Below are 19,943 nucleotides of genomic sequence, written 5' to 3'. Positions count from 1 at the left end.
GAGCTGGCGGTCAATAGTCGGGTTCAGCGGGTCCAGTTTACCAAGCGGGCGCACCCGTTCCTGACCCCGATTCCGGCTGAAGGGGCGATAGCATCGGGTCATGAACTCCGCCACCGCGTCTGAGGCCCAACTGCCGCCGTCGGAACTTGAGACCGGAAGTCAGGCGGCCAGTAAGGGCCAGATCCTGGCCTGGGCTTCCTGGGATTGGGGCTCAGCGGCTTTCAACGCGATCATGACCACCTTTGTGTTCACTGTTTATCTCACCTCCGATGCCTTTGGCGGAGAAGATCAGGCCTCGGCTGTCCTCGGCGGGGCATTGGCGGTCGCCGGTCTGGCCATTGCACTGTTGGCGCCTGTTACGGGGCAACGCTCCGACATCGGCGGCCGGCGGAAGCTTTGGCTGGGCGTCAACACGGGCGTCGTAGCGCTTTTGACCGCTATGTGCTTTTTTGTGTTTCCCCGGCCGGAGTTCCTGCTCCTCGGCGTCACCCTGATTGCGCTGGGCAACGTGTTCTTTGAATTTGCCGGGGTGAACTACAACGCCATGCTGGCCCAGATCTCCAATCCCCGGAACATCGGCAAGGTCAGTGGCTTCGGCTGGGGCATGGGTTATCTTGGCGGGATCGTGGCGCTGCTGGTTGTGCTGCAACTGTTCGTCCAACCCAGCTTCGACTGGTTCGGGGCCTCGACCGAGGATGGCTTCAACATCCGCCTCGTGGCAGTCTTTTCCGCTTTGTGGTTCTTTATCTTCGCTCTCCCCGTGCTGTTTGCCGTTCCCGAGCTCCCCCGGCCGGCAAGCGCGGCAAGGCTCGGCTTCCTCGCCTCCTACGGGCTGCTGATCCGGCGGATTACGGCCATTTACCGAACGAGTCCGCACACGATCTATTTTCTTCTTGCCAGTGCCATCTTCCGCGATGGTCTCGCCGCCGTCTTTACGTTCGGGGGAATCATCGCTGCGGGCACCTTCGGGTTCGAGCTGAAGGACGTGATCTTTTTCGCCATCTTTGGAAACGTGGTGGCGGCTGTGGGGGCCATGATCGGAGGGTTCCTGGATGACCGCGTGGGTCCCAAAGCAGTGATCCTTGGCTCGCTGGTGGGGCTCTTGATCGCCGGTACCGTCATCCTTGTCCTGGGAAACGGCGACTACGTCTTCTTCGGCATTCCCTGGGCGGGTGCCACCACCTTCTGGGTCTTCGGCCTGTTCCTGTGTTTGTTCGTTGGCCCGGCCCAGTCATCATCCCGCGCTTACCTAGCCAGGCTTGCACCGGATGGCGAGTCTGGTGAGCTTTTTGGCCTATATGCCACCACGGGCCGCGCTGTTAGCTTCCTAGCGCCCACGCTCTTCACTCTCTGCATCGCGTTGGCCGCCCCCTTGGTCGCCGAGGGTGAGGCCCAGCGTTGGGGAATCCTGGGCATTATGGTGGTGCTGCTGGCCGGGCTCCTGGTCCTGCTGCCGGTCAAACCGCCAGGCAAGGCAGAGATAGCGGTGGTTCCTTCGGCATAGCAAAAAGTTCTCTTGACAGTCTGCCCCGCTTGATGCCCACTTAATAAGTAACCTTACTATTTGAGTGGAATTCAGACCGGAAAGGATCAGTACAGTGGCAGACAAAGCGGACAAGCAGATGCAAGACCAACGAGGAAGCGAGGGGGACTTGGGCGCCGGACCGGACGACGGCAAGGTCCGCAAGGGGCCGGGTTCATCCGATTCGCTGAAGTACTCCCAGGAAGTCACCTCACCGGAGGATGAGCCGGAGCGCGAGGGCAGAAGCCTCGTTACGACGCATCATGAAGTCATCAGGCAGTGGGCAGAAGAGCGCGACGGTGTTCCGGCCACCGTTGAAGGAACGGAACACGGCGACCACCTTGGAGTGCTCCGCATCGATTTTGGCGGCGATGACGACAAGCTCCGCCATGTCAGCTGGGAGGAGTGGTTCAAGACCTTCGATGAACGAGGCCTGAATTTCATCTACCAGGAACAGCGAAGCGACGGCACCCAGTCCAACTTCTTCAGGCTCGAGAACCCACAACGGGAGGACGCTTAGCTCGTCGCGTATTCTCCGGAATCGTCTTCCGCTTCAGCCCCGAAGCACCCTTCGGAGCACTAGGCTGGACCCATGAACGTGGATGAGACAGATCTCCCCGGCCTTGGCAGGCGCAAGGACTTTATGACGGCATCTGGGCGTCGGGTCGGCGTCGTGGAGTACCGGGAGGGCCAGAGCGAACTGATCGTTTCGACTTGGGACGATCCTGACACATGCCAGGCGTCCATTCCCCTCACAGCTGACGAGGCTGCAACGCTCGGTAATCTGCTGGGAGGGCAGCACCTTGCCATGCAGCTTTCTGAAGCCCACCGTGAAATCCCGGGGATCGTTACACGGCAGTTTTCCATCGCCTCAGGTTCGCCCTTCGAGAACCAGCCTATGGGTAAGGCATGCATCCGCACCCGAAGCGGTGTTTCCATTGTGGCCATCATGCGCGAAGGCGAGGTGGTCCCCTCCCCCGGGCCCGACGTCGTACTCCACCGGGGGGATCTCCTCGTTGCCGTAGGCACTCAGGAAGGCCTCGATACAGCGGCCGACATTCTGCGCAACGGATAAGCGGCAATGGATCCGCTGGCACTGACCCTCATCGAACTGGGGGCCGTTGTGTTCTGCCTTGGCCTGTTGGCCAGGCTGGCTGAACGGATCGGAATGTCACCCATACCGCTCTATCTCGTGGGTGGATTGTTTTTCGGTGCTGGCGGCTTCATGGAGTTCAAAGGGATTCAGGAGTTCGCCCATATCTCGGGGGAGATCGGTGTCATTCTCCTGCTGCTGATGCTCGGGCTGGAATACACTGCTACTGAACTTGTCACCGGCCTGCGACGATCCTGGCAGGCAGGTGTGCTGGACCTCATCCTGAATTTCCTGCCCGGAGCAGGGCTGGCCATCCTTCTTGGGTGGGGCCTCGTCGGCGCGATGGTGATGGGCGGAGTGACCTACATTTCGTCTTCGGGGATTGCCGCCAAGGTCATCACTGATCTGGGCCGCGTGGGTAACCGTGAAACGCCAACCATCTTGTCCATTCTTGTGTTCGAGGACCTGGCGATGGCCCTATACCTTCCCATCCTGACGGCGATCCTCGCCGGGGTCAGCTTCCTGGGCGGGCTTCAGACCGTGGGGATTTCCTTGGCCGTGGTCACCGTGGTGCTGATGGTGGCACTGCGGCACGGCCACAGGGTTTCCCAGGCGGTGCACAGCGAAAACTCTGAAGTCTTCCTGCTGAACCTGCTGGGTGCCGCCTTGTTGGTCGCCGGTGTGGCGTCAGCCCTTCAGGTCTCCGCCGCGGTGGGGGCCTTTATGCTCGGCATCGCGATCTCCGGGGTGACTGCCCACAACGCCACCCGCATCCTGGAGCCATTGCGGGATCTTTTCGCCGCCATCTTTTTTGTGGCCTTCGGCTTGAACACGGACCCCGCGTCAATTCCGCCGGTCATCGGCTGGGCTCTTGCCCTCGCGCTGCTCACGGCCATCACAAAAATGGGCACCGGGATCTGGGCTGCCAAAAGGGTGGGAATCGCGGTTCCCGGCCGTTTCCGTGCCGGCGCCACGCTGATTGCCCGTGGCGAATTTTCAATCGTCATCGCCGGTCTCGCCGTGGCTTCAGGTGCCGTGCAGTCTGAGCTGGCGGCGTTGGCCACTGCCTACGTCCTGATCATGGCCATCATGGGTCCACTCGCGGCCAAGTACATCGAACCGCTGGTCCGGGCATTGCGCCGCCCGGCAAAACCCCAACCGGCGGGAGTGGCCTGAGGAAGCTGCCGGGCACCGCCGCTACGACGACGCAGGCGGTTATGCAGCCTTTGATCCAGCCTCTGGGGATGCTTCGCAAAGATCCTTGATCAGCCCCATTCCGGCATATTCGCGAACGGCACGAATTCCCTGGACCGCGGAGGCCTTGTCCGGGAACTGCCCGGACACCGCCACGATGGCCCCATTCGGAGCTTTGATTCTGAACCCGTAGGACGTGTTGCCATCAATAAAAAGTTCGAATGTTCCGGACATGATTACCCCTATATTTCAACCGAGGGATCTAACCTCGGGGCTGTTTCACTAACGAAACGCGACGCTGCATCCCGGCTGCCCAGCCATGCCATTCTTAAAATGTAAGGGCGAAACCGTTTACTTGCGAGTAGGTAATCCAAGGCGCCCAGAGTCTGACGTTGCACCAAAGCATGGATGGCCATTGACCCGGCGTCTGCGGTCCACTTACGCTGCGCAAGCAGTCGCTGGGGCTGCGCAAAAAAATGAACAGGGAGGCACCTTCGTGCTTGGAAGAATCATGCGTTTGGCGATTTATGGGGTGGGCGTAGCGGCGCTATTGACAGCGGGAGCAACGCCTGCGAGCGCGGCCAGCACGGAAGGCAGCACCACAACAACCTTTGATCGGTGCGTCAGCCAGGAGGAGTTTCAGACCACCTACTGCATGTCGGGGACAGAACGACGCATCGAAGTCCACACGCCGGCAGGCGTCGTCGTCATACGGGGCGAAGGCGACTTTTCGAGTACAACAACCTACCCGGGCGGGGAAACCTCTTCCGAGGGTACTCGCAGGTATGTGACCGTCTGGGGCTCGTCTATCCAGGGACCAGATGGAGTCATGTACTTCGATCGCAAGGTCGTTAGCTCGCACGGGTTAACTACATTGACCACTCCGGACGGGATGACCTGCACCTTCGACATGAGTTACGTCATAGCAATTGAAACGGGCGGATACGACCACCGATCGATGACCTGCACGGCACCATAGCCATCCTCACAAAAGGCCCGCGCTGCTCCCTAGCAGCCGGGCCTTTTGCTGGGATCCAACTTCCCTATACCTAGAGCTGCTATGTTTGATACCCTTCACATCTAGGTATAGGAGGCGCCGTGCGCATTGATAAGGATCTGGTCGCTGCTTCGGCCACCCCGCTTGTGCTGGGGATCCTGTCCGACGGCGATCTGTACGGCTATGCGATCCTCAAGCGCGTCAGTGAGTTGTCAGGCGGAGGCATGCAATGGACCGACGGGATGCTCTATCCGCTGCTGCACCGGCTCGAGCGGCTCGGGTACGTTTCGTCGTCGTGGGGTACCTCCGAGGCGGGGCGCCGACGCAAGCATTACGCAATCACACCAGCCGGCCGCGACGCACTTGCCGAGCGGCAGCAGCAGTGGACCGTTGTCGCTGACGCCCTCCGGCAGGTGTGGCGAAGCGACCAAGGGTCCTCTGCCCCGATGGAAGGCTGGGCATGATGGAGCCGCACGCTGAGCTGGAGGCACAAATTGACCGGTGGCGCGGGTACGTTCAGCGGAGCCAGGCCATCTCCCCCGCCGACGTCGACGAACTGGAGGACCATCTGCGCGAGCAGATAGCCGACAGGCAAGCGACCGGCCTTGACGACGACGAGGCCTTCCTCGTCGCCATCAAACGCCTGGGCAACCTCGACGCAGTTTCGCGGGAGTTTGCCCGCGAACACTCCGAGCGGCTGTGGAAGCAGCTTGTCCTGGTGCCGGAGGGTTCCGACGGCGGTACGCCACCATGGCGGGAACTGGCGATCGTCCTCGTATTGGCCGTCGGCGCTGGCATCGCGGTTAAGGCCGGCATTGGATTGATCGGCGACGGCACAGCGCTGACCCGAAACCTCGGCCTCCTCGTCTTCCCGTTCCTCGCAGGGTACTTCGCGTGGAAGCGCCGCCTGACAAGCAAGGTGGCGGCCATCCTGCTCATACCGTTCGCCGCCCTCGTGGTTGTGCTTAACGTCTACCCCTTGGCTGCTGGCGGTTCCACCGAGGTGCTTGCCGCATTACACGCACCGATGATTCTGTGGCTGCTGGCGGGAGTGGCGTACGTCGGAGGTAGGTGGGGCTCGGACAAGGGGCGTATGGACTTTGTCCGTTTTACCGGCGAACTGGCGATCTACTACACCCTGATTGGGCTCGGCGGTGCAGTTCTGATTGCGCTTACACTCGCAACGCTTCAGGTGGTTGGAGTGGACTTCGAACCGGTCCTGGAAGACTGGATCCTGCCCTTCGCAGTGCCCGGCGCCCTCGTTGTCGCAACCTGGCTCGTCGAGGCCAAGCAGCAAGTCGTCGAAAACATCGCCCCGGTCCTCACACGCATTTTCACACCCCTGACTGTCGTCATGCTCCTGGTCCTTCTGGCCGTGATTGCTACCGCGGGCGGATTCGTGGACATCGACCGCAACCTGCTGATCCTCATGGACGCGATCCTCGTGCTGGTCCTGTGCTTGCTGCTCTACTCGATTTCCGCCCGTGACTCCCTCACGCCTCCCGGACTGTTCGACGCCCTGCAGTTGGTCCTCGTCGTCGCGGCCCTGGCAGTCGACGCCGCGATGCTCACGGCAATGCTCGCCCGTATCGCCGAATTCGGCTACAGCCCCAACAAGATCGCAGCCCTGGGCCTGAACCTTCTGCTGCTGGTGCACCTGTTGCGGGCGGCTTGGCTCGCCGTCGGATTCCTGCGGGGGCGGCGTCCGTTTGCAGCGTTGGAGCGCTGGCAATCACAGTACCTGCCGGTTTACGGCGCCTGGGCCGCCGCAGTCGTCGTCATCTTCCCGCCGATCTTTGGCTTCCTCTAGCAGGCACCCACGGCACTATCGTCGCTACAAGAGCCGCAAGTGCGAAGGCCCTGATCGGGTAGAGCACCCTTCCCCATGGAGCCCCGACGGCAGAAATCAGGGTGCCTGGATGTCCGTCAGATGGAAGTTCTGGTGGCTCCGGCTGGCGGTAGGTCCGCGCTGGCCCTGGTAGCGGTTGCCGTACTCCCCTGCGCCGTAGGGGTATTCGGCGGCGGACGTGAGCCGGAAGAAGCAGAGCTGCCCGATCTTCATTCCCGGCCAGAGCTTGATGGGAAGGGTGGCCATGTTCGACAGTTCCAGCGTCACGTGCCCGGAGAATCCGGGATCAATGAAGCCGGCCGTGGAGTGCGTCAGCAGCCCCAGCCTGCCCAGCGAAGATTTTCCTTCCAGCCTCGCCGCAATGTCATCCGGAAGGGTGACCGTCTCATAGGTTGAACCCAGCACGAACTCCCCCGGGTGAAGGATGAACGGCTCGCCGCGGTCCACTTCCACCAGACGCGTGAGCTCCGGCTGTTCCTCCGCGGGATCGATGTGCGCGTATTTGTGGTTGTCGAACAACCGGAAAAACCGGTCAATCCTGACGTCCACTGAGGATGGCTGGACCATCACGGGGTCGAACGGTTCCAGCACAATCCGTTGGGAGTCTATTTCGGCGCGTATATCGCGGTCAGAGATCAGCACAGCTCAAAAATACCGTATGCACTGTTCCCTGCGCTCTCTCGGGGCTAGTCTGGCCTCCTATGCACGCCGCAGAGGGGTGGGATGCGGCATGAGGGGAACTGGGGTCTGGTCTTGAAGAAACTTGCTGCGCCCGCTGTTGTTGCCATGCTCTCTGCCCTGGCCCTGATGGGTCCCGTTCTTCTGGGTCCCGTTCTGACGGGTCCGGCCGCCGGCCCGCTAACTGCCGGCCCAGCGTCCTCCAGTTCCGGCCTGAGCACAGCCCCTCGCCCCATATCGTCCACGGATGGTTCGGAAGTCCGTTCGAAGACCCCCGACGACGACGGCGCACGGCAGCTGGCCATCTCGCCGCCGTCAGGCCTCACCCAAGCAGTTGACCCCACTGAGGTTGCCCCCGGCATTGCACCAGCCGCTAAGCGTTTGCCTGTGCTTGAGCCCAGGCCTGCGCTCGCGCCTGGAACTGCGTCCACGCCGCCGGAACCGCCGCTCATTCCGCCGTTGTCCGCATCGCCGTCGGACCTTAAAGAGCTTTCCGGGCGGACGCCCAGTGCCGATGTCCCTGGTACATCAGGCACCACGCCCGGCACCATGACCCCCGAAGCGCTGATCCGGGACGACAACTCCGCCCACATCAGGGAGGTGTTCGCAGCCATCAACAGCTACCGGAACTCCCTGGGGCTCGCGTCCGTCAAGTACCACCCCACTGTCGCCGGCATGGCCCAGGAGTGGTCCGACAATATCGCCGCCCGCGAGGTGATCGAACACCGGGCCAACTTCTGGACCGATCCGCGGGCCATGAATCCAACCAACGGCGCCGGTGAGATCATCGCCGTCCGGTGGGACAGGAACGCAGCACAGCTCGTGGAGATGTGGAAAGGCTCCGCGCCCCACGACGCCATCATGAAAGACCCGCGATTCAATGTGATCGGCATTGGCATCACATTCACGGATGGCAACTGGCAGACCACGCCCAACCGCTACACCATGTGGGGAGTCGTCAATTTCTTCGGCTACAACTCCCTCCCCGCCGGAACCATCAACCAACCCGGCGGCAGCGCAGCCATCCCGCCCGCGCCGGCCACTATGTGCGATCCCCAGGTAAGGCACATGCCGCCCACCGTGGATCTCTCGGCGGCAGCAATAAAGAGTGCAGGAGACCTCGTCTCAGTGGACCCGGCGGGGCAGCTTCTGAACCGGCCATCGTTGGGAAACCGGGGGTACGGCGCCCAACAGGTGATCGGCTCCGGCTTCGCCTCAGCGAAGGAATTATTTGTCATCGACTGGCAGAAGGACGGGGTTTTTGACGTCCTGACTCAGTGGGGCGACGGCCGTATTACCCTGCACCAAGGCATTTCCGGCGGAGGCTTTATGCCATTGGTGACCCTGGGTCAGTCCGGCTGGGCAACCATGACCCTCGCCGTCGGGGAATGGTGTGCCAACAACCGCCTGCCCCAGTTGCTGGCACTGGACCCTTCGGGAAATCTGTGGCTTTACCCAAACCGTGGGACAGGCGACCACACCGCTCGGACCCAGATCGCAGTGAGCATCGCTGCCACTCGGCTGGCTATGGTGGATTACGACGACGACGGGTTCCAGGATGTGTTGGCGCGGCGGAGTGACGGAAACGTGGTGCTCTATCGAGGAACCGGCAGCACAACGCCGAGAACCGAATCGCGCCCGGTTGTGGCCACAGGGTGGAGCGATGTGACAGCCATCCGAGCACTGCGGGATGTCACGGGCCTCAGTTCAACAGGGCTGGCGCTGCGGCGCTCCGGTGGCAGTCTGGGCGGTTCGGTCCAGTACTGGGATCTCACCGGTGGCGGCCTCAATTCGCCCAGCACTGTTGCCGGTCCCTGGACAGGGCTCAGGCTGGCGCAGTAGAGCGTGTCCGGTAAACCCCGCGAAGGGCAGGCCTACTCCTCGGGAGCTTGTTTCTCCAGGAGGACCTTGAGCCGCTCGAGCTGGGCGACCTCAGCCTTCAAGGACTGATGGGCCGCGCCGATGACCAGCCCCATAAGCCCTTTCGGCTGGTACTCAAGGGCAAAGCGGACCCGCGTGCTCTTGCCTTCGGAGCTGAGATAGTAGCCGCCCCGGGGCTGGGCAGGACCGGCGATGACCTGGAACTGTATCTCCGCCCCGGGACGGACCTCTGTGATCTGGAAATCGCAGGCCACCGGGCGGCCGCCCGGTCCGGCGATGGTCTGTTGGTAAACGCTGCCCTTGGCTCCCGGTGCGCCGGAGAACAATTCGATGCTGCGGACGTCCCTGCACCAGAGTGGCAGGTTCAGCCCGTCGGCCAGGAAATGATAAACGCTGATGGCATCACGCTGAATGAGCACCTCGTACTCTGCAAATGCCACGGGGAACCCCTACGTGATGGACGGCTGATCGGCGTAAGCCCGTTCCCCAACGACTGCAGCTAACTGATTCAGGATAGCCAGCCACTCTCGCGGCTCCTACGCACGGGCGGGGCCTTTACCGAATGGTTACCGGATGCCCTTCATGTGACGCCGCGGTTGCTGGCCCGCTCCCGCGGTCAGTCCGTGGGAGAGACCCGGATGAGGTTTCCATCTGGATCAGTTATCACGAAAGTACGCCCGAAGACCTCGTCGCGAGGTTCTTCAATGACGTTGACTCCCTTATCCTTCCATTTGGCAAAGTACTGGTCTACGGCATCACTGGAACCCGGCACCATGAGCCCCACCTCGCTGGAGCGCGGTGTTGTTGGTGTGACACCGTCGCCGGCTCCTGACCACAGAGCAAACAACACGCCTGGGGCCACTTCGAATGGAACATAGCGAGGGGTCACCATAACGGGCTCCATCTCGAAGAGGTCGCTGTAAAAGCCGGTGGAGCGCTGGACATCGGTCACATAGATAAGGAACAGGTTTGGCGTTGCCATGGGATCTCCTTCGTCGATGCTTCTGACGATTACCAGCCTTACATAAATCCAGGGGGCAACGCCGTCACTGCAGATGTTCCGGGAAAGTCCAAGACTGGGGTAATGTAAATCTCGATGTTTCACCGGGACCGTTTACCAGTCTTTTGGCCGGTCCCACTGCGGCTGTAGCACAATGGTAGTGCGCTAGCTTCCCAAGCTCGACACGCGGGTTCGATTCCCGTCAGCCGCTCTCCTCTGAGGCCACCGACACCCTTGGGCTCGGTTTCAACGCCAATGGTGACCCCGGTGGCACAATCACGTAACGCCGCCCTCAGACAGGTACTCATGTCACTCCGCCGGGTCGGGCCCAGCCTTAGCACCCTGGGTGTATCGTCATGAGTCAGGAACCCCTTCGGTTCCGCTACAGGAGCGATCATGGCTGACAAGTCCCCCCGTCAAGCAGCATCTAAAAAAGCCGGCAAGTCCATCAAAGAAAAGCGCGCGGACAAGAGGGCTGCTGCAGCGCCTCCCTCCTCATTGGACAAAGCCACGTCAAAGCCGGCGGCCGCCAAGAAGAAGTGACCCGGACGGCGGATGACCGCCGTCCGCCAGCTCGCCGCGTCGGAGGAACTCCTGGCTAGGGCTGTGACATTGGCGTAAGCAGGCTGCCGGCCCCTGCTTTAGTGAAAGCCTCGATGTTCCTCACTCCCTTCGTGGAACTGGGCCCGGGCGGCGTTATCCATGGTCACGAGCGCGCCATCGAGCACTGGCTTGTGCTGCACGCCGCCAGTAGTTAGAACCGCGATATCAATCGCCCCAACCCGCTCATCGATCTGTTCGATGAGCGGCAAAGACGGCGCCACAGTTTAACCTCTTATGCAGCCTCCATTGGCGCGCACTCGCCTCCGCTCCCCGGCGACACAGACATCATATGTTAGGAATCTGCTCAGCGGGAAGATCCCCGCCAATGTCATGACCTCTCCTATTGACACCTTCGGATTTGGCCATAACATCGGACGTATCATCAAATGTTGTTTGCGCTAACAGTGCTGGTGCGGACCCCTAACAAAACTTGGAGCTAAGACGATGACGTCACGAAATTTTGGCCGCCGGCACTTTCTCGGTGCGGCTGGTGCCTCTGCTGCGGGTCTGCTGGCCACCTCCGTCGGTGGCGGGGTATCACCAGCCGCAGCAGCTGAGGTCCTGGCAACAGGAACGGGGTGGGACACGCAGGCTCTGCTGCAGAAGCTGGTCGATATGCGTTTCGGGATGTTCAACCACTTCAACCTGGGCACCTACACGAACCAGGAGTGGGCCGCGCCCAACCAGAATCCCGCGATCTTCGCACCGCCGTCGGTGGATACCGATCAGTGGGCCGATGCCGCTCTTTCGGCGGGGATGAGCTACGGGGTGCTCACCACCAAGCACCATGACGGATTCGCGCTGTGGCCCACCAAATACGGCACGCAGAACGTCATGAACTCGGGCTACAAGCACGACGTCGTCAGGCAGTACGTGGACTCGTTCCGCTCCCGGGGCCTGAAGGTGGGCTTCTACTTCTCCATCTGGGACCGTACCTATCCCGTACAGGCCACCGGCGGATACCATGTCAGCGACCCCGCGGCCGGTGTCGACTCGCCCCAGATCACCTATGTGCTGAACCAGCTCAGAGAACTGCTCACCGGCTACGGCGAGATCGAAGTCCTGATGCTCGATGGCTACGCCTGGCAGATGGGCCACCAACAGGTCCCGATGCAGCGGGTCCGCGACCTGGTCAAATCCCTCCAGCCCAACTGCCTCATCATCGATATCTGCGCGGTCCTCACCCCCTGGCTGGCCGACGGGATCTTCTGGGAGGAACCTTTCGGGATCACCGCGCCAGCCGGGAATACCTGGGCCGGGATGCAGGGCCAGACCATCAGCAACGGCTGGTTCTGGCACCCCTCCACCCCCACCGAGGCACTGATGTCCAGGGACGCCATCATCACCCACCTCACCGAACTCGAATCGAGGTGGACCTCCTTCATCCTGAACTGCCCACCCAACCGCAACGGCAAGCTGGACCCCAACGTGGTGGCCCGTCTCGCCGAAGTCGGCGCGGCCTTCTCCCCCAACCCGCGCGGCGCGCTCCCCGCCCAGCCCCTGCGCGCCGAACACCTGATCACACCCGTGGCCGCCCACGCCACAGCGTTCCGTGAGCCGGAACCCCCGTACTACGCCATCGACGGACGCGCCGACAACAAACTCCAGACCTGCTGGTCCACCTGGCCCGGCACCGGCGAACTCGCCATGCCCGTATCGATAACGCTGGATCTGGGCGGTGTGTACACCGGTGTGACCACGCTGGAGTACCTTCCCAAGCAGTGGTCCCGCGAAAACGGCACCGACGGCGACGTGACCTCCTACGAGGTCTCCACCAGCGCCAACGGCGTGACCTTCACAACCGTCGCCTCGGGCACCTGGGCCACCGGCCCCACCCCGAAGCTCGCCGAGTGGGCCCCCGTCACCGCCGGATACATCCGGTTCACCGCGAAGGCAGGCTCCGGCGGCTACACCAACGTCGCCGGCCTCCGGGTCGGCGGCCGCACCGCAAAGCCCGCCCGCCAGTCCTTCGCCGTCGCCCCCAACCGCGCGTACAAACTCATCAACCCCGCCAGCGGGAAGGCACTGACCGTACTCAACGGCTCCACCGCCAACAGGGCCGCCGTTGTCCTGGCCCCCGACACCAACGCGGCGAACCAGCGCTGGACGCTGACCACCGACGTCGACGGCTACTACAAGCTAAGGGACGCCAACAGCGGAAAGGTCCTCGAGATCGGTTTCCGCTCACGGACCATCGGCGAGAAGGCAGCGATCTATACCAGCGCCAACGTCCTGCAACAGCAATGGGCAATCACGCCCGTAAGTAACGGAAAAGTGGCCCTTACCAACCGCTTCTCCACCTATGCCCTCGGCCTCACCGGCGCAGCCACCACCGACGGAACCACCACGGAACAACAGCTCTACCGAGGCTCCGCCCACCAGCAATGGGCACTCGTCGACGTCACCTAAACCGAGCTCAGCCCCGACGAGGCCCGGCGGACAACGCGGACCAGGTGCCGCCTGTCCCTCACGTCCAGTTTGAGGGTCAGGTGGCCCTTGCGTGCAATCACGACGGCGACGGCCACCGCTGCCAGCGCGGGGACCCCGCCCGAAACCAGGATGGCGGTCTGGGGGTCAACATGCTCGGCCACCCAGCCGACCATAGGGCCGCCGATCGCCTGGCCGCCGATCAGCACCATGATGTAAAGGCTCATCACGCGGCCTCTGATGCCCATGTTGGAGCTGATCTGCACCAGCTGGTTGGAGCCGGTAAGGAACATGAGGCACCAGAAGCCTGAGAGGACCATCGCGGCGCCGAACCACACCAGGGACGGCGCCAGCGATGCCAGGCAGAGCATCAATCCGTACATTCCTGCGCAGCTCACCACCGATCGCAGCCGGAGTTGCCGCCGTCTCGTCGATGCCACAGCACCCGCCAGGGCGCCGAGGGCCACCAAGGCGTTCAGCAGTCCGTAGCCGGCGGCGCCGATGTCGTAAACGTGGTCAGCGAAGGCGGCCAGAATCACGGGAAGGCTCATGGCGAAAACGGCCACAAAACCAGCCATGAGCCAGGGCCAGTAGATGGTGGGCTTGCTCAATGCGTAGTGCAGCCCCTCCCTGAGCATGCCTTTCCGCTTGGGAGTGGGCGCCGTGATGAAGAGTTTGTCCTTGCGGAGCAGCAACAGCATGGCCACCGTCGAGCAGCAGGCAAGGGCGTTCGCCGCGAAGGCCCAACCTGCACCCACTGCAGTCAAGAGAATCCCCGCGAGCGCCGGCCCTATCAACCCGCCCAGCTGGAAGGTTGTGGAGTTCACGCTGATGGCGTTGCGCAGGTATTTGGGACCCACGAGTTCGTTGACAAATACCTGGCGTGCCGGCTGATCCAGCACCGTGACCAGCCCCAGTACCAGTGCGATGACATAGACGTGCCACACCTGGACCACCTGGCTGATTGCGAGAACGGCCAGTGTGGCTGCAAGGACAGCAGCCATGCACTGGCACAGGATCAGGATCTTTCGTTTGGCGAAACGGTCCGCCATCATCCCGGCCCAGGGTCCCAGGAACAGCGACGGCATGAACTGCAGGGCCACGGTGATCCCAACCGCTGTCACGGAGCCGGACAGCTGCAGCACCATCCAGTCCTGGGCGATCCGCTGCATCCACACTGCAATGACGGCGATGAAGTGGCCAATGGCGAACAGGCGGAAGTTCGGCACACGGAGGGAAATGAAAGTCTGGCTCCAGGGCAGCCGTTCACTGACGACGGCGATCGGCTGGGTGATGTTGCCCGGTTCGGTTTGGTGGTGTGTGGCGGAGGTAGCGGAATCGATGACGGGTTGGCTGACAGTTGCCGTTGACGGCGGTGGGGGTGCCACAGAGAATCCTAAGGAAGCGGTGAGCGGGGACGTCCTTAACGCTAGGATGACCGTGAGTAATTATGGAAGCGTATGGCGGCTATAACTAACATTGCGCATCGTAATGGGGGACCACCACCCGCCACCGACCGAGCAGCCGACGCCGGCCGCAAGAGGAGACAATGATGTTCGAACCAGCCCAGCTCCGCTCATTCCTTGCCGTCGCGGAAACCCTCAGCTTCACCAAAGCGGCGGAACGCCTCGGGTTGGCGCAGCCAACGGTGAGCCAACACGTAAGGAAACTGGAGACGGCGGCAAAAAGAGTTCTGATAGCCCGTGATACGAGGGACGTGCGGCTAACCGACAACGGCGACGCGATGGCAGGATTCGCCCGAAACATTCTCGCCGCACACGATGCCGCGTCCCGCTACTTCTCCGGTTCGGCGATGCGGGGCAGACTGCGTTTCGGCACTGCTGACGACCTGGCCATAACCGGCCTCCCGCGCATCCTGCGGGAATTCCGCCAGATCTACCCGCAGATCAACCTCGAGCTGACAGTTGGACAGAGCGACCAGCTGTACAAACGCCTCAACGCAGGGCAGCTCGATCTTGTGTTTGTGAAATGGGTGGCCGGTGCCAAGGACGGCACCGTAGTCCAGCACGATTCCTTTGCCTGGGTGGGACTGGAGCAGACGGCCCTTGGGCCGGGCGATCCGGTGCCGCTGATCGCCTACCCCTCCCCGAGCCTCAGCAGGAAACTCGCCATTGACGCCCTCGAAGCCGGCGGCCGGACCTGGCGCATCACGTGCACTACCAAACAGATCAGCGGCGTCCTTGCCGCTGTCAGGGCAGGGATCGGAGTGGCGGTCATGCCGTCCTCCCTCGTTCCGGAGGACCTGAAAATCATTACCCGCCGCTTCGATCTACCGCCGGTGGGCGACGTCGATTTCACCCTGATCCGGAACCCCCTGGCCAACTCAGAAGTCATTGATGCACTGACTCAGTCCATCGTGGGACGTACCATCAGGCGCTCTGCCTAGCAAAGATAACGATTGAACATCGAACGCGTATCGCTTATGCTGAATTCTGCTTATGGTCAAGAAGAGGCCTGAGACATCGCTCTGACAACGAACGCGTGTCCGCCACTCTTGGAATGCGTTCGGGATAGGCCGCCAATGACGACAGCCCAGAATGCCCACGCTCACACCGCACCCGTAGTGCGCCCCCATGAAACCACGCGCCCCACAAGCACCGGGGCCCATCACACCAACCGCGCCTCAACCGCCACCTGGGTGGATGCCGATTACGTCGGCAACCCGTACTGCGAGCGCTGCGGCACGGACGAGTTCATCTACCTGGAAGCTTTCGTTCCGGCCAAGCATCGGCCTGACGGTTCGGTAAAGAAGCTGGGGGAAGTGACCTATTTCTGCACTGGCTGTGATGACTTTTCTGCGCACTCGGTCCCGGCATCGTGGGTGCCGCCGGGCTGGTACTTCGGCTAGGAACCCGCCACTGGGTCTCAACCCGGAGAAATTCCCCGGCGTGGCAGCGGCATTGAACTTAAGAGCAACCGGGCTGGCACCAAGAGGTGCCAGCCCGGTTCCGTTTGTTCAACGGCGGACGCTGAGAATGCCTAGATCAGGCCCTCGGAGAGGTGGTTCGGCGTGCCGAACCGGTGCGCCGTGATGCTGACAGCCTGCTCGTGCACGAACGGGAGCAGTTCCACCCGGCCCGCCTCTGTGACCTCGTGGGCATAGACGGCCACGTCGGGTCGGCCACCGAGGGCCTCTGCCAGCTTGGAGGCATTGCCGCCGATCAGGCGGATGCGTCCGTTCGAAAGCTTGCCCGCTGTGGCGAGGCGGTCCACGCCAGCCAGCCAGTCGGCGTCGTTCTCCATGCGGGCTTTGATAGCCAGCCCGGAGAGGACCGCCGCCAGCTGGGCAGGGAGTTCGACGGCGGTGGACACCGTCACTGCCGAACCGGCAAGCACACCGGCGGCGACGGTGCGGATGAGATCACCGAGCGTCTGGCCCTCGGAGAGACGGACCGTCACCGGGAGCGGGCGGTAGCGGAAGACGTTGCGTTCGGCGCTCAGCCCGGACACATCCTTGGCGGTACCGAATTCCTCTGCCCAAGCCAGGGCGTCTGAAGCAAGAGCGCGCTGCAGCGTTTCAAGTTCCGCGGGCTCCAGCCAGCCCTTCGCCGCGTTCAGCAGCCTCCGCACACCGGAGTTGGTGACCGCAGCCTTGCCGCCGCCACGCTGATCTGCCGTGCTGGCCTTGCTCACCCAGTCGCCGAGCCCGGCGAGGTAGTTTGGCCCGCCCGCCTTGGTGCCGGCCCCAACGGCTGACTTCTTCCAGCCGCCGAACGGCTGCCGCTGCACGATGGCGCCGGTGATGCCGCGGTTCACGTAGAGGTTTCCAGCCTGGACGGTCTCCAGCCAGACAGCCAGTTCGGCGCTGTGGAGGGAATGCAGGCCTGCGGTCAGGCCGTATTCAATCTCATTCTGGATGGCGATTGCTTCTTCCAGAGTGTCCGCGGTCATCACGCCCAGCACCGGGCCGAAGAATTCGGTCAAGTGGAAGTAGGAACCGCGCTTCACGCCATACCGGACTCCCGGGCTCCAGAGCTTGCCCGTTTCGTCGAGCTTCTTCGGCTCCACGGCCCAGCTTTCGCCGGCGTCCAGGGTGGTCAGGGCGTTGAGGAGCTTGCCCTTGGCGGGTTCGATAATCGGGCCCATCTGGCTTGTGGGGTCCTCGGGGTAACCGACCGTCAGCGAGGTAACGGCGTCGATCAGCTGGTTATGGAAACGCCTCGATTTGGCTGCCGAGCCCACCAGGATCACCAGTGAAGCAGCGGAGCACTTCTGGCCGGCGTGACCGAAGGCGGAGTAGGCAACGTCCTTGGCGGCGAGATCGAAGTCGGCGCTCGGCGTAACGATGATGGCGTTCTTGCCACTGGTTTCCGCCAGCAGCGGCAGGTCCTGGCGGAAACTGCGGAACAGTTCGGCCGTTTCGTAGCCGCCGGTCAGGATTACGCGGTCCACAGACGGATGGGAGATGAGCTGCTTGCCCAATTCCCGCTCGCCGAGCTGGACCATGGTGAGCACGTCGCGGGGAACGCCTGCCTCCCACAGCGCCTCGATCATCACCGCACCGCTGCGGCATGCCTGCTTGGCCGGCTTGATCACGACGGCGGAGCCGGCAGCGAGCGCTGCCAGGGTGGAGCCGGCCGGAATGGCAACCGGGAAGTTCCACGGCGGGGTCACCACGGTGAGCCTCGCCGGAACGAACGTGGCGCCGTCGACCTCGTCAAGCTTGCGGGCAGACTCTGCGTAATAGTGAGCGAAGTCGACAGCTTCACTCACCTCCGGATCGCCCTGATCGAGGGTCTTTCCGGTTTCGCTGGCCATGACTTCGAGCAGGTCAGCGCGGCGGGCTTCAAGGACGTCCCCGGCTCGGTGCAGGATTTCGGCACGTTCGGCCCCGGACATCGCAGCCCAGGCCTTGCCCTTGTCCACAGCCGTGGCGATCACCGTGTTGAGGGTGTCCTCGTCACTGATGGTGGCTGCGGACACCGAGGCGTTGCCGAGCGTGGAGAACGGAACGCGGCCAAGGATCGCCCTGCCCCAATCCCGGTTCGCCGGCAGTGCGGGATCTGTGTCCGGGGTGTTCCGGAAGCCGGTCCGGGGCATGGGCTCAGGCGGCAGGTTGCGGTTCTGGCGACGGTTCGGCCCGGGGACCTCGTCGTCGAGCTTGTCCAAGGAGTTGAGGAAGCGTTGCTTCTCACGCTCGAACAGAGACTCGTTTTCGCTGAGCTCAAATACTGCGGACATGAAGTTGTCCTGGCTGGCGCCTTCTTCGAGGCGGCGGATGAGGTAAGCAATCGCGACGTCGAATTCGGCCGGGTGGACTACCGGCGTGTAGAGCAGGAGCGAGCCGACGTCCTTCTTGACCGCTTCGGCCTGCCCCTGGGCCATACCGAGCAGCATCTCGAACTCAATACTCTGCTCTGCGGTATCCGCGATGCCGCGCTGCTTGGCCAGGAGCCAGGCGAAGGCGATGTCGAACAGATTGTGGCCGGCCACCCCGATCCGGATGTTGCGGATCCGGTCCGGGTGCAGGGCGTAGTTGATGACCCGCTTGTAGTTGGTGTCGGATTCCTGTTTGGAGGAACAGGTAGCCAGCGGCCAGTCATGCAGGGAGGACTCGACCAGCTCCATGGGGAGGTTGGCACCCTTTACAACGCGCACCTTGATGGCCGCTCCGCCTTCTGCCCGTCGGGCAGCAGCCCAGTCCTGCAGGCGGATCATGGCAGCCAGGGCATCAGGGAGATAGGCCTGAAGGACGATACCGGCTTCAAGGTTCTTGAATTCGGGCTTGTCCAGGATCCTGGTGAAGACCGCGATGGTCATGTCCAGGTCCTTGTATTCCTCCATGTCCAGGTTGATGAACTTCGCCTTCTGCCCGTCGGCTGCATAGGAGGCTGCGCGAGCGAAGAGCGGCGTGAGCTTCTCAACCACGTGCTCGACGGCCTCGTCAAAAGCCCAGGGCGAGTGCGGAGCCACCGTCGAGGAGACCTTGATGGAAACGTAGTCGACGTCGGGGCGTGCCAGGAGGGTGTGGGTGCCGTCAAGTCGGCGCGACCCTTCCCGCTCGCCGAGCACTGCCTCACCAAGCAGGTTCACGTTGAGGCGGACATCGTTCTTGCGGATCTTGGCGATGGCCGGACCCAGCTTGGCGTCGGTTGCATCCACGATGAGGTGGCCGACCATTTCGCGCAGGACGCGGCGGGCGATCGGAATAACCACCTGCGGGAGAACCGGGGCCATGGTTCCGCCTACACGCACGGCGCTGCGCATGTACCACGGCAGGAACGAGGGGACCTTCGGCGCGAGCTCGGCCAGGTTTCGGGCGGCCACGTGGAGGTCGTCGGGGCGGATGACGCCGTCCACGAATCCGACGGTGAATTCCAGGCCGTTGGGATCCTTCAGGACGCCGGCCAGCTGCTCTGCTGAGGCGTCGACGGGAACCTTGGAAGCTTCGGTCAGCCAGTGGCGTACCAGTGCGATGGTTTCGTTGGCGAGGGCGTGGGCCTCAACGACTGCGGGGGCTCCGGCGACAGCCGTCTCTTGGGCCCTTTTTCCAGTGCGGGCACCGTGCTCCGTGGAGATGTTGGTCATGGCTGGTACTCGTTCTTTCCGTGAGTGTGGAACCGTCTTCATTCATCAGTATGAGCTTCGAATCACATAAGATAAAGCGATGTTTTCTAAGCAATACAGGTTAGGAAAACCATTGTTTTAGAAAACCGTCCAAACGTTCGGAAAACCCCA

18 protein-coding genes and 1 tRNA gene are annotated in these 19,943 nt (G+C 62.6%); 12 read left to right on the top strand and 7 right to left on the bottom strand.

Annotated features, from left to right (window positions below):
* Positions 1–100: 100 nt before the first annotated feature.
* The 4 genes from M1E05_RS02415 (at position 101) to M1E05_RS02400 (ending at position 3,791) form a co-directional block, all read left to right on the top strand.
* On the top strand, positions 101–1,504 hold the full coding sequence (locus M1E05_RS02415) for an MFS transporter (RefSeq protein WP_461164323.1): 1,404 nt from the start codon (positions 101–103) through the stop codon (positions 1,502–1,504).
* 94 nt (positions 1,505–1,598) lie between these two features.
* Positions 1,599–2,042: a Rho termination factor N-terminal domain-containing protein gene (locus M1E05_RS02410; RefSeq protein WP_458112358.1), complete on the top strand. Its 444-nt coding sequence runs from the start codon at positions 1,599–1,601 to the stop codon at positions 2,040–2,042.
* A 72-nt stretch (positions 2,043–2,114) separates the two neighbouring features.
* Positions 2,115–2,597, top strand: coding sequence for a cation:proton antiporter regulatory subunit (locus M1E05_RS02405; RefSeq protein ID WP_458112359.1), 483 nt, complete (start codon positions 2,115–2,117; stop codon positions 2,595–2,597).
* Positions 2,598–2,603: 6 nt separating this feature from the next.
* Positions 2,604–3,791, top strand: a complete 1,188-nt coding sequence (locus M1E05_RS02400; RefSeq protein WP_458112360.1) for a cation:proton antiporter — start codon at positions 2,604–2,606, stop codon at positions 3,789–3,791.
* Positions 3,792–3,830: 39 nt separating this feature from the next.
* Here M1E05_RS02400 and M1E05_RS02395 read toward each other — a convergent pair whose 3' ends face one another.
* Positions 3,831–4,043: a YegP family protein gene (locus M1E05_RS02395; protein WP_458112361.1), complete on the bottom strand. Its 213-nt coding sequence runs from the start codon at positions 4,041–4,043 to the stop codon at positions 3,831–3,833.
* 864 nt (positions 4,044–4,907) lie between these two features.
* Between M1E05_RS02395 and M1E05_RS02390 the strand changes: the two genes are divergently transcribed.
* A complete protein-coding gene (locus M1E05_RS02390; protein WP_458112362.1) occupies positions 4,908–5,270 on the top strand; it encodes a PadR family transcriptional regulator in 363 nt (120 codons plus the stop codon).
* Positions 5,267–6,616: a permease prefix domain 1-containing protein gene (locus tag M1E05_RS02385; RefSeq protein ID WP_461164322.1), complete on the top strand. Its 1,350-nt coding sequence runs from the start codon at positions 5,267–5,269 to the stop codon at positions 6,614–6,616. Before M1E05_RS02390 ends, M1E05_RS02385 begins: the two co-directional genes overlap by 4 nt.
* Before the next feature lie 96 nt (positions 6,617–6,712).
* On the opposite strand, the gene dcd is transcribed toward M1E05_RS02385, so the two are convergent.
* Positions 6,713–7,297 (bottom strand): dCTP deaminase, encoded by a 585-nt coding sequence (gene dcd / locus M1E05_RS02380; RefSeq protein ID WP_247046670.1) that lies wholly within the window; start codon positions 7,295–7,297, stop codon positions 6,713–6,715.
* A gap of 111 nt (positions 7,298–7,408) precedes the next feature.
* Here dcd and M1E05_RS02375 point away from each other — a divergent pair, with 111 nt between their 5' ends.
* Positions 7,409–9,175 carry a CAP domain-containing protein gene (locus M1E05_RS02375; RefSeq protein WP_461164321.1) on the top strand — a complete coding sequence of 589 codons (1,767 nt, stop codon included), beginning with the start codon at positions 7,409–7,411 and terminating at the stop codon, positions 9,173–9,175.
* Positions 9,176–9,207: 32 nt separating this feature from the next.
* Here the strand turns inward: M1E05_RS02375 and M1E05_RS02370 are convergent, their stop codons facing one another.
* A complete protein-coding gene (locus M1E05_RS02370) occupies positions 9,208–9,654 on the bottom strand; it encodes an SRPBCC family protein (RefSeq protein WP_458112365.1) in 447 nt (148 codons plus the stop codon).
* 176 nt (positions 9,655–9,830) lie between these two features.
* Entirely contained in the window at positions 9,831–10,196 is a 366-nt protein-coding gene (locus M1E05_RS02365; RefSeq protein ID WP_458112366.1) for a VOC family protein, read from the bottom strand.
* Positions 10,197–10,354: 158 nt separating this feature from the next.
* Here M1E05_RS02365 and M1E05_RS02360 point away from each other — a divergent pair.
* A tRNA-Gly gene (locus M1E05_RS02360) sits at positions 10,355–10,425 on the top strand.
* Between the two features lie 185 nt (positions 10,426–10,610).
* Positions 10,611–10,757 (top strand): hypothetical protein, encoded by a 147-nt coding sequence (locus M1E05_RS02355; RefSeq protein ID WP_309106246.1) that lies wholly within the window; start codon positions 10,611–10,613, stop codon positions 10,755–10,757.
* A 98-nt stretch (positions 10,758–10,855) separates the two neighbouring features.
* Here M1E05_RS02355 and M1E05_RS02350 read toward each other — a convergent pair whose 3' ends face one another.
* Positions 10,856–11,026 (bottom strand): hypothetical protein, encoded by a 171-nt coding sequence (locus tag M1E05_RS02350; protein WP_461164320.1) that lies wholly within the window; start codon positions 11,024–11,026, stop codon positions 10,856–10,858.
* Between the two features lie 235 nt (positions 11,027–11,261).
* Here M1E05_RS02350 and M1E05_RS02345 point away from each other — a divergent pair, with 235 nt between their 5' ends.
* On the top strand, positions 11,262–13,226 hold the full coding sequence (locus tag M1E05_RS02345; protein WP_461164319.1) for an alpha-L-fucosidase: 1,965 nt from the start codon (positions 11,262–11,264) through the stop codon (positions 13,224–13,226).
* Here M1E05_RS02345 and M1E05_RS02340 read toward each other — a convergent pair.
* Entirely contained in the window at positions 13,223–14,632 is a 1,410-nt protein-coding gene (locus tag M1E05_RS02340; protein ID WP_458112368.1) for an MFS transporter, read from the bottom strand. The genes M1E05_RS02345 and M1E05_RS02340 overlap by 4 nt on opposite strands.
* A gap of 164 nt (positions 14,633–14,796) precedes the next feature.
* Here M1E05_RS02340 and M1E05_RS02335 point away from each other — a divergent pair, with 164 nt between their 5' ends.
* Positions 14,797–15,651, top strand: coding sequence for a LysR substrate-binding domain-containing protein (locus tag M1E05_RS02335; RefSeq protein WP_461165177.1), 855 nt, complete (start codon positions 14,797–14,799; stop codon positions 15,649–15,651).
* Between the two features lie 135 nt (positions 15,652–15,786).
* On the top strand, positions 15,787–16,113 hold the full coding sequence (locus M1E05_RS02330) for a hypothetical protein (RefSeq protein WP_458112369.1): 327 nt from the start codon (positions 15,787–15,789) through the stop codon (positions 16,111–16,113).
* A gap of 131 nt (positions 16,114–16,244) precedes the next feature.
* Here M1E05_RS02330 and M1E05_RS02325 read toward each other — a convergent pair whose 3' ends face one another.
* A complete protein-coding gene (locus tag M1E05_RS02325; protein ID WP_461164318.1) occupies positions 16,245–19,793 on the bottom strand; it encodes a proline dehydrogenase family protein in 3,549 nt (1,182 codons plus the stop codon).
* Between the last annotated feature and the right edge of the window lie 150 nt (positions 19,794–19,943).

This window comes from Arthrobacter sp. R4-81 (assembly GCF_054792365.1).
This window is presented reverse-complemented; position numbering and strand designations above follow the sequence as displayed.